At 68.4% G+C, this 15,125-nt stretch carries 12 protein-coding genes; 7 read left to right on the forward strand and 5 right to left on the reverse strand.

Going from position 1 to position 15,125, the window contains the following annotated elements; all coding sequences use genetic code 11:
* Positions 1-106: 106 nt before the first annotated feature.
* The 5 genes from ACIPSJ_RS17155 to rpmH are packed head-to-tail and all read right to left on the reverse strand — an operon-like array spanning position 107 to position 2,841.
* Positions 107-619, reverse strand: a complete 513-nt coding sequence (locus ACIPSJ_RS17155; RefSeq protein WP_359211547.1) for a R3H domain-containing nucleic acid-binding protein — start codon at positions 617-619, stop codon at positions 107-109.
* 15 nt (positions 620-634) lie between these two features.
* Positions 635-1,945 (reverse strand): membrane protein insertase YidC, encoded by a 1,311-nt coding sequence (gene yidC, locus ACIPSJ_RS17160; protein ID WP_401346544.1) that lies wholly within the window; start codon positions 1,943-1,945, stop codon positions 635-637.
* A gap of 3 nt (positions 1,946-1,948) precedes the next feature.
* Positions 1,949-2,314: a membrane protein insertion efficiency factor YidD gene (yidD, locus tag ACIPSJ_RS17165; RefSeq protein WP_401346547.1), complete on the reverse strand. Its 366-nt coding sequence runs from the start codon at positions 2,312-2,314 to the stop codon at positions 1,949-1,951.
* The gene (gene rnpA / locus ACIPSJ_RS17170) at positions 2,311-2,682 is read right to left on the reverse strand and encodes a ribonuclease P protein component (protein ID WP_089100455.1); all 372 of its coding nucleotides are present in this window, start codon (positions 2,680-2,682) and stop codon (positions 2,311-2,313) included. Before rnpA ends, yidD begins: the two co-directional genes overlap by 4 nt.
* A 21-nt stretch (positions 2,683-2,703) precedes the next feature.
* Positions 2,704-2,841 carry a 50S ribosomal protein L34 gene (gene rpmH / locus ACIPSJ_RS17175; protein ID WP_015659252.1) on the reverse strand — a complete coding sequence of 46 codons (138 nt, stop codon included), beginning with the start codon at positions 2,839-2,841 and terminating at the stop codon, positions 2,704-2,706.
* Positions 2,842-3,214: 373 nt separating this feature from the next.
* Here rpmH and dnaA point away from each other — a divergent pair, with 373 nt between their 5' ends.
* The 7 genes from dnaA to gyrA all read left to right on the forward strand — a co-directional run bounded on the left by dnaA (position 3,215) and on the right by gyrA (position 15,121).
* The gene (gene dnaA / locus ACIPSJ_RS17180; RefSeq protein ID WP_401346549.1) at positions 3,215-5,164 is read left to right on the forward strand and encodes a chromosomal replication initiator protein DnaA; all 1,950 of its coding nucleotides are present in this window, start codon (positions 3,215-3,217) and stop codon (positions 5,162-5,164) included.
* A gap of 1,000 nt (positions 5,165-6,164) precedes the next feature.
* Entirely contained in the window at positions 6,165-7,295 is a 1,131-nt protein-coding gene (dnaN, locus tag ACIPSJ_RS17185) for a DNA polymerase III subunit beta (protein WP_355712474.1), read from the forward strand.
* A 177-nt stretch (positions 7,296-7,472) separates the two neighbouring features.
* Entirely contained in the window at positions 7,473-8,351 is an 879-nt protein-coding gene (gene gnd, locus ACIPSJ_RS17190) for a phosphogluconate dehydrogenase (NAD(+)-dependent, decarboxylating) (RefSeq protein WP_359211533.1), read from the forward strand.
* 40 nt (positions 8,352-8,391) lie between these two features.
* The gene (gene recF, locus ACIPSJ_RS17195; RefSeq protein ID WP_401346553.1) at positions 8,392-9,513 is read left to right on the forward strand and encodes a DNA replication/repair protein RecF; all 1,122 of its coding nucleotides are present in this window, start codon (positions 8,392-8,394) and stop codon (positions 9,511-9,513) included.
* Positions 9,510-10,037, forward strand: coding sequence for a DUF721 domain-containing protein (locus tag ACIPSJ_RS17200; RefSeq protein WP_401346557.1), 528 nt, complete (start codon positions 9,510-9,512; stop codon positions 10,035-10,037). The genes recF and ACIPSJ_RS17200 overlap by 4 nt, the downstream gene beginning before the upstream one ends.
* Positions 10,038-10,411: 374 nt before the next feature.
* On the forward strand, positions 10,412-12,475 hold the full coding sequence (gene gyrB, locus ACIPSJ_RS17205) for a DNA topoisomerase (ATP-hydrolyzing) subunit B (protein WP_359211525.1): 2,064 nt from the start codon (positions 10,412-10,414) through the stop codon (positions 12,473-12,475).
* A gap of 42 nt (positions 12,476-12,517) precedes the next feature.
* Complete coding sequence (gene gyrA, locus ACIPSJ_RS17210) at positions 12,518-15,121, forward strand: DNA gyrase subunit A (protein ID WP_359211522.1); 2,604 nt, start codon at positions 12,518-12,520, stop codon at positions 15,119-15,121.
* Positions 15,122-15,125 lie beyond the last annotated feature (4 nt).

Genomic DNA, 15,125 nt, shown 5'->3' on the forward strand with positions numbered 1-15,125 from the left:
TTCCGTACAGCGCCGGCGCTCCGCGCACCGGCCACCAGAACTACCAGGCTGACAAAGTTCGGCCCCGCCTGCTCAACAGACGGGGCCGGTACAACGTGGGGACCGATCAGGCGGGCAGCACGACGACGAACCGCTGCGGCTCCTCGCCCTCCGACTCGCTGCGCAGTCCGGCGGACTTGACCGCGTCGTGCACGACCTTGCGCTCGAACGGGGTCATCGGCTTGAGCTTCACGGGCTCACCGGTGCTCTTGACCTCAGCGGCGGCCTTGGCACCCAGCTCGGAGAGCTCGGCGCGCTTCTTGGCACGGTAGCCCGCGATGTCGAGCATCAGCCGACTGCGGTCGCCGGTCTCCCGGTGCACGGCCAGGCGGGTCAGCTCCTGGAGCGCCTCCAGCACCTCGCCGTCGCGGCCGACCAGCTTATGCAGGTCGCGGCCGCCCGAGTCGGAGATGATCGACACGGAGGCGCGGTCGGCCTCGACATCCATGTCGATGTCGCCGTCGAGATCGGCGATGTCCAGCAGACCCTCGAGGTAGTCCGCCGCGATCTCGCCCTCCTGCTCCAGGCGGGTCAGGGTGTCTGCACCCTCGGCAGCGGCGGAGGTGGTGCCTTCCGTCACGGGATGGGCTCCTTCTTACTTCTTGGACGGGGACTTGGGGCGCTGCGGACCGCCCTTGCGCTGACCGGACTGAGCCCTGCTGCGGCCGTTGGAGCCGCCCTTCGGGGGCTGCTGGGCGGCGGGCTTGGCGTCCTGCGGCTCGTCGGACTTCTCCAGCGAGGTGGTCTTCTGCGAAGAGTCCGAGGAGTCCGAGGAGTCCGAGGCATCCGACGGGGAATCGCCGGCCGCCTTCGTACCGCCGGACTGCCGCTGGGCCTTGGTCTGGCGCTTGGGCTGCTGGCGCTTGGCGGCGGCGGTGGTCGCGACGCCGTCCTCGGTCAGCGTGGCGGCCTGGGCCTCGCCCTTCACCACGGTGCCGTCGGCCTGGGCCACCAGGCCCGACTTGGTCAGCGCGTTGATGAAACCGCGCTCGAACTCGTTGCGGTCGCGGCCCTTCGCGACGATCGCCTTGATGATCGTCTTCTCGCTCCGGCGCCGGGTCTTGCCGTGGTCCGTGACGTGCTTGGTGAGGCGCTCCAGGTAGGCGGCCTGAGCCTTGGAACCCGGGGTCGGGTTGTTGCGGATGACGTACATCTGCTGGCCCATGGTCCACACGTTGGTGGTCAGCCAGTAGACGAGGACACCGACCGGGAAGTTGATACCGAAGACGGCGAACATGACCGGGAAGACGTACATCAGCATCTTCTGCTGCTGCATGAACGGCGTCTTCACCGTGGTGTCGACGTTCTTCGTCATCAGCTGGCGCTGCGTGTAGAACTGCGACGCCGACATCAGAACGATCATGATCGCGGTGACGACCCGGACGTCGGTGAGGGAGGCACCGAGCGCCTCCACCTTCGCGGAACCGTCCGTGAACTTCGCGGCGAGCGGGGCACCGAAGATGTGCGCATTACGGGCGCTGGCGAGCAGCGACTCGTTGATGACACCGATCGTCGTGCCCGTCGCGATGCCGTTGAGCACGTGGTACAGGGCGAAGAAGAACGGCGACTGCGCCAGGATGGGAAGGCACGAGGAGAGCGGGTTGGTACCCGACTCCTTGTACAGCTTCATCATCTCTTCGGACTGGCGCTGCTTGTCGTTCTTGTAGCGCTCCTGGATCTTCTTCATCTCGGGCTGCAGCGTCTGCATGGCCCGGGTCGCCTTGATCTGCTTCACGAAGAGCGGGATCAGGCAGATGCGGATCAGGATCACCAGGGACACGATGGACAAGCCCCAGGCCCAGCCCGTGTCGGGACCGAAGATCTTCCCGTACACCGAGTGGAACTGGACGATGACCCATGAAACGGGTGTCGTGATGAAGCTGAACAAGCTGGCAATCGTGTCCACTAATCATGCTCCTTGGGCATGGGACGAAGTCTCTGCGGCCGGGCTCGAAGGAAGCTCGGTGGGAGCCTTCCCTTCGGTGGCCGAGTCGGCGGCGGAGGGCCCGCCCCTGCGTGCACGCCAGGCGTCACGCAGCATTTCGTGCCACCGCGGGCGCTTGCGCGGCGGGACATGGTCCACACCGCCGAGCGACCACGGATTGCACCGCAGGATGCGCCAGGCGGTCAGTGCCGTTCCCTTGATCGCACCGTGCCGGTCGATGGCCGTGTAGCCGTAGTGGGAGCAAGACGGGTAGTACTTGCACACCGGCCCGAGCAGCGGACTGATCGTCCACTGGTACAGCTTGATCAGAGCCAGCAGTGGGTACTTCATCGCGCGCCCCCTCCCAGCAGCCGCTCGATGGCGGCATCCAGGTCTCGGGCCAGCTGTGCATGGTCGGCGTCACCCGCTCCGGGCAGCGCTCGTACGACTACCAGGCTACCGGGGGGAAACAGGGCGACTCGCTCGCGCATCAGATGACGCAGTCTGCGCTTCACCGTGTTGCGCACCACGGCACCACCCACGGCCTTGCTCACGACGAAACCCGCACGCGTCGGGGGAGCGCTCTCCCCAGGCGCGTGCGGGTCCGTGGCACCGCTACGAAGGTGGACGACGAGGGACGGGCGGCCTGCCCGGCGACCCCGTCGTACCGCGGTCGCGAAGTCCTCGCGCCGCCTCAGCCGATGCTCGGTAGGCAGCACGACGTCATGACCTGACCGGGATCAGGCGGACAGGCTGGCGCGACCCTTTGCACGACGGTTCGCGAGAATCGCGCGACCGGCACGGGTGCGCATCCGCAGGCGGAAGCCGTGGGTCTTGGCGCGACGACGGTTGTTCGGCTGGAAGGTGCGCTTGCTCACTCGGGGGCTCCAGAAATCAAATCGGTGTGGCGGGTGCCGTCCTGGCTGTCACCGTGCGCCCACGAGTAGCTCGCATCACGCCCGAGTGCACCGCTTCCCGATCACCTTCAGCGATCTGTGCCCATCGGAGGCAGGCGGCAGCAGCCATCGACAACTCGACCTGGTTACGGTACGCGGGGCTACGCCATTCGGTCAAACCAGCAGTGACCGAGAGACACTATCCACAGGCTGGGGACAACAACTTGAACCGCACCCGCCACGCTGACTACCGTGGCTGGACTCCGATTCGTTCCTTTATCCCCGCCCGACCCGATATTCATCCCGACCCGTCCTCGAACCACACGTTCGTGGGACCCGTGAGAGAGCGTGCCCTGTGGCTGACGTACCTGCCGATCTTGCCGCAGTGTGGCCACGAGTACTGGAGCAGCTCCTCGGTGAGGGCCGCGGTCAGGGTGTGGAGTCGAAGGACGAGCACTGGATCCGACGCTGCCAGCCGCTCGCGCTGGTCGCGGACACCGCCCTGCTCGCCGTACCGAACGAATTCGCGAAGAACGTACTGGAGGGCCGTCTCGCCCCCATCGTCAGCGAGACCCTGAGCCGTGAGTGCGGGCGCCCGATCCGCATCGCGATCACCGTGGACGAGTCCGCGGGCGAACCGCCGGCCCCGCCGGCGCCTCCCCTGCAGCAGCAGCGTTACGAGGAGCCCGAGCTTCCCCCGGCACCGTACGACGGCGGCTACGGCCGCCACCGCGCCGAGGACCAGGGCGGCCGCGACCAGCTCCCGACCGCCCGTCCCGCCTACCCCTCCGAGTACCAGCGCCCCGAACCCGGCGCCTGGCCGCGCCCCGGGCAGGACGAGTACGGCTGGCAGCAGCCCCGGCTCGGCTTCCCCGAGCGCGACCCCTATGCCTCGCCGCCCCAGGACTCCTACCGCTCCGACGGCTACGGCGACTCCTACTCCCAGGAGTACCGCCCGCAGCAGCCGATGGACCGGCCGCCGTACGAGCAGCAGCGCGCCGAGTACGAGCAGCAGCGCACGGACTACGAGCCGCCGCGCGCCGACTACGACAAGCGATCCGAGTACGACAGCCGGCCGGACTACGACAAGCGGCCGGACTACGACCGGTCCGAGTACGACCAGCGCGACGCCGGCCGCCGTGAGCGGTCCGAGCCCTCGGGCGGGACGGTTCAGGGGCACCGGGGCGGTCCCGGACGGGCGGACCTGCCGAGCGCCGGCGGACCCGGCCCGCTGGGCGCCAAGCCCGCGCCGGCCGGCGGGCCGGGCGAACCGACCGCCCGTCTGAACCCCAAGTACCTCTTCGACACGTTCGTCATCGGCGCGTCCAACCGCTTCGCCCACGCGGCCGCGGTCGCCGTCGCCGAGGCGCCCGCGAAGGCGTACAACCCGCTCTTCATCTACGGGGAGTCCGGGCTCGGCAAGACGCACCTGCTGCACGCGATCGGGCACTACGCGCGGAGCCTCTACCCGGGCACCCGCGTGCGGTACGTGAGCTCCGAGGAGTTCACCAACGAGTTCATCAACTCGATCCGCGACGGCAAGGGCGACAGCTTCCGCAAGCGCTACCGCGAGATGGACATCCTGCTCGTCGACGACATCCAGTTCCTCGCGGACAAGGAGTCGACGCAGGAGGAGTTCTTCCACACCTTCAACACACTCCACAACGCGAACAAGCAGATCGTGCTGTCCAGCGACCGGCCGCCCAAGCAGCTGGTCACCCTGGAGGACCGGCTCCGGAACCGTTTCGAGTGGGGCCTGATCACCGACGTCCAGCCGCCGGAGCTGGAGACGCGGATCGCGATCCTCCGCAAGAAGGCGGTGCAGGAGCAGCTCAACGCCCCGCCGGAGGTGCTGGAGTTCATCGCCTCCCGCATCTCCCGCAACATCCGTGAGCTGGAGGGCGCGCTGATCCGGGTGACGGCCTTCGCGTCGCTCAACCGGCAGCCGGTCGACCTCGGGCTGACGGAGATCGTCCTCAAGGACCTGATCCCGGGCGGGCAGGACACGACGCCCGAGATCACCGCGACGGCCATCATGGCGTCGACCGCCGACTACTTCGGCCTCACCGTCGAGGACCTGTGCGGCAGCTCGCGCGGCCGGCAACTGGTCACGGCGCGCCAGATCGCCATGTACCTCTGCCGGGAGCTGACGGATCTGTCGCTGCCGAAGATCGGGGCGCAGTTCGGCAACCGGGACCACACGACCGTGATGCACGCCGACCGGAAGATCCGGGCGTTGATGGCGGAGCGGCGGTCGATCTACAACCAGGTGACGGAGCTGACGAACCGGATCAAGAACGGGTAGCGGTCGGCGGCTCAGCCGACGGTTCTACGGCGTTCAGGGCGCCCTTGGGAGAGATCCCGGGGGCGCCTTTTGCTGCCTGGGGGCGGTTCGGGAGTGGTCTGCTGCGGGCTCGGTGGGGGCTGGTCACGCCCACGCGGCGGAGCCGCATATCGATACAGCCCCGCGCCCCTGACGGGGCGCGTTCCCTGAACGGGGTCGCAGGCAAACGCCCCCCGGTGTTCGATTACCGGCCTGGTTACGGCCGTCCTCCACAGATTTGCCGACTTTCTTGCGTCCACACCCTGGGGACTGTGAAGTTGTCCCGAACGTCGTCCACAGGCTGGGGGCTGAAAGAGGATCAAGGCAGCTCAAGGGGCTGTGGAATCGTGGACGAAGGATCTCCACAGGCTGTGGACGACGAAGACGTCCACAGGGTGTGCATGAAGTTGTCCACCGGCAACCCACAGGCTGAGGGGCGGTTGTCCCCAGCGATCCCCAGCTTCTCCACACCGCTGTCCACTGTTCGGCAACGCGACGCGCCTCCTCACCGAGTCGAGTGAAAGGCGTCACACAAAGGTGCCGGGTTGGGCTGTGGGAAAGGTGGGTAAAGCTGGGGACGGCGTTGGGGAGAAGTGCCCTCGGGCTGTGCACGGTGTGTGCAGAACTTTCTGTTCTCCACAGAGACGCCCAGTTGTCCACCGGCTCCACCCACAGGGGCAGTGGACAAAATCTGGCCCCTGAGCTGGGCAAACGAGGTTATCCACGGTATCCACAGCCCCTACTACTACTGACAACTAGAGAGAGCTGGGAATCCGTTTCGAAGAGGGCCCTGTGCACAACTCGCTCTTCGGCCTCTGACCGCGCCTCGTCACGACTTGACCCCGACGGGCACCAGCTGTCAGTGCGGTGCGTCAGACTGGTCCCCGGTGTTCTTCCCCTCCCAGGGGCCGACGACACCGGAACAGACGACGAAGACGCAGCAGGGCGAGAAGCCCCGGCAACAGCAGGAGGCGGGCTTACGGTGAAGATCCGGGTGGAACGCGACGTACTCGCGGAGGCAGTGGCCTGGGCGGCACGCAGCCTCCCGGCCCGTCCGCCGGCGCCGGTCCTCGCCGGCCTGCTCCTGAAGGCCGAGGACGGCCAGCTGAGCCTGTCGAGCTTCGACTACGAGGTCTCCGCGCGGGTCAGCGTCGAGACCGAGGTCGAGGAGGAGGGCACGGTCCTGGTCTCCGGCCGGCTGCTCGCCGACATCTGCCGCGCCCTGCCCAACCGGCCGGTGGAGATTTCCACAGACGGTGTACGGGCGACGGTGGTCTGTGGATCCTCCCGGTTCACGCTGCACACACTGCCTGTGGAGGAGTACCCCTCCCTGCCGCAGATGCCGAACGCGACGGGCACGGTTCCCGGCGAGGTCTTCGCCTCCGCCGTCTCCCAGGTGGCCATCGCCGCCGGCCGTGACGACACCCTCCCGGTGCTCACCGGTGTGCGCATCGAGATCGAGGGCGACACGGTCACCCTGGCCTCCACCGACCGCTACCGCTTCGCGGTCCGCGAGTTCCTGTGGAAGCCGGAGAACCCGGAGGCCTCCGCGGTCGCCCTGGTGCCCGCCAAGACGCTCCTGGACACCGCCAAGGCGCTCACGAGCGGCGACAGCGTCATCCTGGCGCTCTCCGGCTCGGGCGCGGGCGAGGGGCTCATCGGTTTCGAGGGCGCGGGCCGCCGTACCACCACGCGGCTGCTCGAGGGCGACCTGCCGAAGTACCGGTCGCTGTTCCCGACCGAGTTCAACTCCGTGGCCGTGATCGAGACCGCCCCCTTCGTGGAGGCCGTCAAGCGTGTCGCCCTGGTCGCCGAGCGGAACACCCCGGTGCGGCTCAGCTTCGAGCAGGGCGTGCTGATCCTGGAGGCCGGTTCCAGCGACGACGCACAGGCTGTGGAGCGGGTCGACGCGCAGCTGGAGGGCGACGACGTCTCCATCGCCTTCAACCCGACCTTCCTGCTCGACGGCCTGAGCGCGATCGACTCGCCGGTGGCCCAGCTGTCGTTCACGACGTCCACGAAGCCGGCGCTGCTGAGCGGAAAGCCCGCGCTGGACGCGGAGTCGGACGAGGCCTACAAGTACCTGATCATGCCGGTGCGCCTCAGCGGCTGAGTTGTCCACAGCTGTGCACGGTGCCGGGCTCCCCCTGTGGGTACCCGGCACCCTCGCGGGGCGGGTTTCCCCAGGTGAGCGCCTATGCCCACAACTGTGCGCAAAGGGCCGGGACTAGGCTCGGACGTAGGTACGAAAGTGCCTCTCCTGCCACACCGCTACCTAAGGAACCAACTGATGGATCTCGGTCTCGTCGGCCTCGGCAAGATGGGCGGCAACATGCGCGAGCGGATCCGCCGCGCGGGCCACACCGTCGTCGGATACGACCGCAACCCGGACCTCGCCGATGTCCACAGCCTGGAAGAGCTTGTGGGCAAGCTCAGCGCCCCGCGCGTGGTGTGGGTGATGGTCCCGGCCGGGGCGCCGACCCAGTCGACGATCGACGAGCTGGCCGAACTGCTCGAACCCGGTGACGTGGTCGTCGACGGCGGCAACTCCCGCTGGACGGACGACGAGCGGCACGCCGAGGAGCTGGCGGCCAAGGGCATCGGCTTCGTCGACTGCGGGGTCTCCGGGGGCGTCTGGGGCCTGGAGAACGGCTACGCGCTGATGTACGGCGGCGACACCGGGCACGTCGAGAAGGTGCGGCCGGTCTTCGACGCGCTGAAGCCCGAGGGCGAGTTCGGTTCGGTGCACGCCGGCAAGGTCGGCGCGGGCCACTTCGCGAAGATGGTCCACAACGGCATCGAGTACGCGATGATGCAGGCCTACGCCGAGGGCTGGGAGCTGCTGGAGAAGGTCGACTCCGTCACGGACGTGCGCGAGGTCTTCCGCTCCTGGCAGGAGGGCACGGTGATCCGTTCCTGGCTGCTGGACCTCGCGGTGAACGCCCTCGACGAGGACGAGCACCTGGACCGGCTGAAGGGGTTCGCGCAGGACTCCGGCGAGGGCCGGTGGACCGTGGAGGCCGCCATAGACAACGCGGTGCCGCTGCCCGCGATCACCGCCTCGCTGTTCGCGCGGTTCGCCTCCCGGCAGGAGGACTCGCCGCAGATGAAGATGATCGCCGCGCTGCGCAACCAGTTCGGCGGTCACGCCGTAGAGACCAAGCAGTAGACCGAGCAGTAGCAGCCAACGGGGAGGTCGGCGCACCACCATGCACGTCACGCATCTGTCGCTGGCCGACTTCCGCTCCTACGCCCGGGTCGAGGTCCCGCTCGACCCGGGCGTCACCGCCTTCGTCGGTCCCAACGGCCAGGGCAAGACCAACCTCGTCGAGGCGGTCGGCTATCTCGCCACCCTCGGCAGCCACCGTGTCTCCTCCGACGCCCCCCTGGTCCGGATGGGCGCCGACCGCGCGATCATCCGCGCCCAGGTCCGGCAGGGCGAGCGGCAGCAGCTGGTCGAGCTGGAGCTCAACCCCGGCAAGGCCAACCGCGCCCGCATCAACAGGTCCTCGCAGGTCAGGCCCCGGGACGTGCTGGGCATCGTACGGACCGTGCTGTTCGCGCCCGAGGACCTCGCGCTGGTGAAGGGCGACCCGGGCGAGCGGCGGCGCTTCCTCGACGAGCTGATCACCGCGCGGTCGCCGCGGATGGCGGGCGTGCGGTCCGACTACGAGCGGGTGCTGAAGCAGCGCAACACCCTGCTGAAGACGGCGGCCCTCGCGCGGCGGCACGGCGGCCGGACCATGGACCTGTCCACGCTCGACGTGTGGGACCAGCACCTCGCGCGGGCCGGCGCCGAGCTGCTCGCGCAGCGGCTCGACCTGGTCGCCGCGATCCAGCCCCTCGCCGACAAGGCGTACGAGCAGCTGGCGCCGGGCGGCGGTCCGGTCGCGCTGGAGTACAAGCCGTCCGCGCCCGGCGAGGCCCACACCCGTGAGGACCTGTACCCCCAGCTGATGGCGGCCCTGGCGGAGGCCCGCAAGCAGGAGATCGAGCGGGGGGTGACCCTGATCGGCCCGCACCGCGACGACCTGGTGCTCAAGCTGGGGCAGCTGCCCGCCAAGGGGTACGCCTCGCACGGCGAGTCCTGGTCGTACGCGCTGGCGCTGCGGCTGGCCTCGTACGACCTGCTGCGCGCCGAGGGCAACGAGCCCGTGCTGGTGCTCGACGACGTGTTCGCCGAGCTGGACGCCCGGCGCCGGGAGCGGCTGGCGGAGCTGGTCGCCCCGGGCGAGCAGGTGCTGGTCACCGCCGCGGTGGACGACGACGTACCGCATCTGCTCACCGGCACCCGGTACACGGTGGCCGACGGGACGGTGGAGCGCGCATGAGCACCGACGGGCCGGCCCCCGAGAAGGAGCCTTCGGGCGTGGACCTCGCGCGCGTGGCGCTGCGCGCGGCGAAGGAGGCGGCACGCGCGCGGGGCGAGGCGGCGCAGCAGAAGAAGCAGGCGCGGCGCGGTGGCCTGCGCTCCGGCGCGCGCGCCGACGGCCGTGACCCCATGGCGCTCGGGTCCGCCATCAACCGGCTGATCACCGAACGCGGCTGGGAGACGCCGGCCGCGGTCGGCGGGGTGATGGGCCGCTGGCCGCAGATCGTCGGCGAGGACCTGGCCAAGCACTGTGTGCCGCAGCGGTACGACGAGGACGAGCGGGTCCTGGTCGTGCAGTGCGACTCGACGGCCTGGGCGACCCAGCTGCGCCACCTCGCGCCCGCGCTGGTCGCGCGCCTGAACGAGGACCTGGGGCACGGCACCGTACGCCTGATCAAGGTGCTCAATCCGGGCGGTCCGGTCCGGCGCTACGGCCCGCTGCGCGCCCCCGGGAGCATCGGCCCCGGCGACACCTACGGGTGACTTACGTCACGCCATCAGCCGAGCTGGGAGCCGTCGTACGGCCCGCTCGGCTGATCGTCGTACAACCGCACGCGGATGCGAATCGCGACCTGACCCCGGAGTAGCCAAGGGTTGACAGCCGGAAGCGCTGAGTGCCTCCGTGAGCCTCTTGGAGCCCCCATCCGTATATCGGGAGTCGGCAGAGGCGGGTTCAGGGCGGCACATGCGGACTCAGGTACCGGCAAACCCCCATCACTGTCGGCGCTACCGGTAGACTGGAAGCCAATCCCGCCCCAAACGTGGGGACCGTCCGGGAAAAGCTGAGCAACGCTGATCAAGGCTTACCAACGCAACATGCCGCAGCCGCTCCGGCAACCCGCCGACGAGCCCGGCTCGTGCTGTGCCAGAAAGGGCGCTTCGTGGCCGATTCCGGCAACCCCAACGAGAACATCCCGTCCACCGACGCCGGCGCGAACGGTGAGGTCACCGCCTCCTACGACGCCAGCGCCATCACCGTCCTCGAAGGGCTGGACGCGGTCCGCAAGCGACCCGGTATGTACATCGGCTCCACCGGCGAGCGCGGCCTGCACCACCTCGTGTACGAGGTCGTGGACAACTCAGTCGACGAGGCTCTGGCGGGCCACGCGGACACGATCGACGTGACGATCCTGGCCGACGGCGGCGTGCGCGTCGTGGACAACGGCCGTGGCATCCCGGTCGGCATCGTGGCGTCCGAGGGCAAGCCGGCCGTCGAGGTCGTGCTGACCGTGCTGCACGCGGGCGGCAAGTTCGGCGGCGGCGGCTACGCGGTCTCCGGTGGTCTGCACGGCGTCGGCGTCTCCGTCGTGAACGCCCTGTCGTCCCGGGTCTCGGTCGAGATCAGGACCGACGGCCACCGCTGGACGCAGGACTACAAGCTGGGCGTCCCGACGGCTCCGCTGGCACAGCACGAGGAGACGGGCGAGACCGGCACCTCGGTCACGTTCTGGGCGGACCCGGACATCTTCGAGACCACCGAGTACTCCTTCGAGACGCTGTCGCGGCGCTTCCAGGAGATGGCGTTCCTCAACAAGGGCCTGACCATCCGGCTCACCGACGAGCGTGAGTCGGCGAAGGCCGTCGCCGGGGCGGACGAGGCCGGCGCGGACGAGAAGTCCGAGGTCAAGACGGTCACGTACCACTACGAGGGCGGCATCGTCGACTTCGTGAAGTACCTCAACTCCCGCAAGGGGGACGTGGTGCACCCGACCGTCATCGACCTGGAGGCGGAGGACAAGGACAAGAGCCTGTCCCTCGAGGTCGCCATGCAGTGGAACAGCGGCTACAGCGAGGGTGTGTACTCGTTCGCCAACATCATCCACACGCATGAGGGCGGCACGCACGAGGAGGGCTTCCGCGCGGCGCTCACCTCGCTGATCAACAAGTACGCGCGCGACAAGAAGCTGCTCCGCGAGAAGGACGACAACCTCACCGGTGACGACATCCGTGAGGGTCTGACCGCGATCATCTCGGTGAAGCTGAGCGAGCCGCAGTTCGAGGGCCAGACGAAGACCAAGCTGGGCAACACGGAGGCCAAGACCTTCGTGCAGAAGGCGGTCTACGAGCACCTCAACGACTGGCTGGACCGGTACCCGGTGGAGGCCGCGGACATCGTCCGCAAGGGCATCCAGGCGGCCACCGCGCGCGTGGCGGCCCGCAAGGCCCGTGACCTGACCCGCCGCAAGGGCCTCCTGGAGAGCGCCTCGCTGCCGGGCAAGCTCTCGGACTGCCAGTCCAACGACCCCACCAAGTGCGAGATCTTCATCGTCGAGGGTGACTCCGCCGGCGGTTCGGCCAAGTCCGGCCGCAACCCGCAGTACCAGGCGATCCTCCCCATCCGCGGCAAGATCCTCAACGTCGAGAAGGCGCGGATCGACAAGATCCTGCAGAACCAGGAGATCCAGGCGCTGATCTCCGCCTTCGGCACGGGTGTGCACGAGGACTTCGACATCTCGAAGCTCCGCTATCACAAGATCATCCTGATGGCGGACGCCGACGTCGACGGCCAGCACATCAACACCCTGCTGCTGACCTTCCTGTTCCGCTTCATGCGGGACCTGGTGGAGCAGGGGCACGTGTACCTGTCCCGTCCCCCGCTCTACAAGATCAAGTGGGGCCGGGACGAGGTCGAGTACGCGTACTCCGACCGCGAGCGCGACGCCCTGCTGGAGCTGGGCCGGCAGCGTGGCAAGCGCGTCAAGGAGGACTCGATCCAGCGCTTCAAGGGTCTCGGCGAGATGAACGCCGAGGAGCTGCGCGTGACCACCATGGACGTCGACCACCGCGTCCTCGGCCAGGTCACCCTCGACGACGCCGCGCAGGCCGACGACCTGTTCTCGGTCCTGATGGGCGAGGACGTCGAGGCCCGCCGCCAGTTCATCCAGCGCAATGCCAAGGACGTCCGCTTCCTCGACATCTGAGTCGGTCTCAGCTGACCGCACCAGGAAGGATCTTCACCAGCAATGGCCGACGAGAACACTCCTGTCACCCCTGAAGAGGGCGGCGACGTCGTGATGCGCATCGAGCCCGTCGGGCTCGAGACGGAGATGCAGCGCTCGTACCTCGACTACGCGATGTCCGTCATCGTCTCCCGCGCGCTGCCCGACGTCCGGGACGGTCTCAAGCCCGTCCACCGGCGCGTGCTGTACGCGATGTACGACGGCGGGTACCGCCCGGAGCGCGGCTTCTACAAGTGCGCCCGTGTCGTCGGCGACGTCATGGGCAACTACCACCCGCACGGCGACTCCTCCATCTACGACGCCCTGGTCCGCCTCGCCCAGCCGTGGTCGATGCGGATGCCGCTCGTCGACTCCAACGGCAACTTCGGCTCCCCGGGCAACGACCCGGCGGCCGCCATGCGCTACACCGAGTGCAAGATGGCGCCGCTGTCGATGGAGATGGTCCGCGACATCGACGAGGAGACCGTCGACTTCACGGACAACTACGACGGCCGCTCCCAGGAGCCGACCGTCCTGCCCGCCCGCTTCCCGAACCTGCTGATCAACGGCTCGGCCGGTATCGCGGTCGGCATGGCGACCAACATCCCGCCGCACAACCTGCGCGAGGTCGCGGCCGGCGCCCAGTGGTACCTGGAGAACCCGGAGGCCTCGCACGAGGACCTCCTGGACGCGCTGATCGAGCGCATCAAGGGCCCCGACTTCCCGACCGGCGCGCTGGTCGTCGGCCGCAAGGGCATCGAGGAGGCCTACCGCACAGGCCGCGGCTCGATCACCATGCGGGCGGTCGTCGAGGTCGAGGAGATCCAGAACCGCCAGTGCCTGGTGGTCACGGAGCTGCCGTACCAGGTCAACCCCGACAACCTCGCGCAGAAGATCGCCGACCTGGTGAAGGACGGCAAGGTCGGCGGCATCGCGGACGTCCGTGACGAGACCTCGTCGCGTACCGGCCAGCGGCTCGTCATCGTGCTGAAGCGGGACGCGGTCGCCAAGGTCGTCCTCAACAACCTCTACAAGCACACCGACCTGCAGACCAACTTCGGCGCCAACATGCTGGCGCTGGTCGACGGCGTGCCGCGCACCCTGTCCCTGGACGCGTTCATCCGGCACTGGGTGACGCACCAGATCGAGGTCATCGTCCGCCGTACGAAGTTCCGGCTGCGCAAGGCCGAGGAGCGGGCGCACATCCTGCGCGGTCTGCTCAAGGCGCTGGACGCGATCGACGAGGTCATCGCGCTGATCCGGGCCAGCGACACGGTCGAGATCGCGCGTACCGGGCTGATGGAGCTCCTGGAGATCGACGAGATCCAGGCCAACGCCATCCTCGAGATGCAGCTGCGCCGGCTGGCCGCCCTGGAGCGCCAGAAGATCATCCAGGAGCACGACGAGCTCCAGGCGAAGATCACCGAGTACAACGCGATCCTGGCCTCGCCGGTCCGCCAGCGCGGGATCGTCAGCGCCGAGCTCGCCGCGATCGTGGAGAAGTTCGGCGACGACCGCAAGACCATGCTGGTGCCCTACGACGGTGACATGTCCATCGAGGACCTGATCGCCGAGGAGGACATCGTCGTCACGGTCTCGCGCGGCGGTTACGTCAAGCGGACCAAGACGGTCGACTACCGGGCGCAGAAGCGCGGCGGCAAGGGCGTGCGCGGTACGAAGCTGAAGGAAGACGACATCGTCGACCACTTCTTCGTCTCCACCACGCACCACTGGCTGCTGTTCTTCACCAACAAGGGCCGGGTGTACCGGGCGAAGGCGTACGAGCTGCCGGACGCCGGCCGGGACGCGCGCGGTCAGCACGTGGCCAACCTGCTGGCCTTCCAGCCGGACGAGGCGATCGCCGAGATCCTCGCGATCCGGGACTACGACGCGGCGTCCTACCTGGTGCTGGCCACCAAGGGCGGTCTGGTCAAGAAGACGCCTCTGAAGGATTACGATTCGCCCCGCACCGGCGGTGTGATCGCGATCAACCTGCGTGAGCGCGAGGACGGTTCCGACGACGAACTGATCGGCGCCGAACTGGTCTCGGCGGACGACGATCTCCTTCTGATCAGCAAGAAGGCACAGTCGATCAGGTTCACGGCCTCCGACGACTCGCTGCGCCCCATGGGCCGGGCCACCTCCGGTGTCAAGGGCATGAGTTTCCGCGAGGGCGATGAACTTCTGTCGATGAATGTTGTTCGACCCGGTACGTTCGTGTTCACTGCCACCGACGGGGGGTACGCGAAGCGGACCCGTGTCGACGAGTACCGCGTCCAGGGCCGCGGCGGCCTCGGTATCAAGGCCGCCAAGATCGTGGAGGACCGCGGTTCGCTCGTCGGTGCGCTGATTGTCGAGGAGAACGACGAGATCCTCGCCATCAGCCTGTCCGGCGGTGTGATTCGCACGCGAGTCAGCGAGGTCAGGGAGACGGGCCGTGACACCATGGGCGTCCAACTGATCAACCTGGGCAAGCGCGATGCCGTCGTCGGTATCGCACGTAACGCCGAGGCCGGCAGCGAGGCGGAGGAAGTCGACGGTGACGACACCGTGGACGAGACCGCCGAGACCGCCGAGGGTCTCGAGACCAGCGGTACGGACGAGGGTGAGGCGCCCTCGGCCGAGTAGCACG

This window comes from Streptomyces sp. NPDC090088 (assembly GCF_044747345.1).
Lineage (GTDB): Bacteria > Actinomycetota > Actinomycetes > Streptomycetales > Streptomycetaceae > Streptomyces.

Bases quoted from the DNA above. Each gene is read 5' to 3' on its own strand.
- yidD (WP_401346547.1), bottom strand. From the start codon at position 2,314: ATGAAGTACCCACTGCTGGCTCTGATCAAGCTGTACCAGTGGACGATC.
- gnd (WP_359211533.1), top strand. From the start codon at position 7,473: ATGGATCTCGGTCTCGTCGGCCTCGGCAAGATGGGCGGCAACATGCGC.
- recF (WP_401346553.1), top strand. From the start codon at position 8,392: ATGCACGTCACGCATCTGTCGCTGGCCGACTTCCGCTCCTACGCCCGG.
- ACIPSJ_RS17200 (WP_401346557.1), top strand. From the start codon at position 9,510: ATGAGCACCGACGGGCCGGCCCCCGAGAAGGAGCCTTCGGGCGTGGAC.
- gyrA (WP_359211522.1), top strand. From the start codon at position 12,518: ATGGCCGACGAGAACACTCCTGTCACCCCTGAAGAGGGCGGCGACGTC.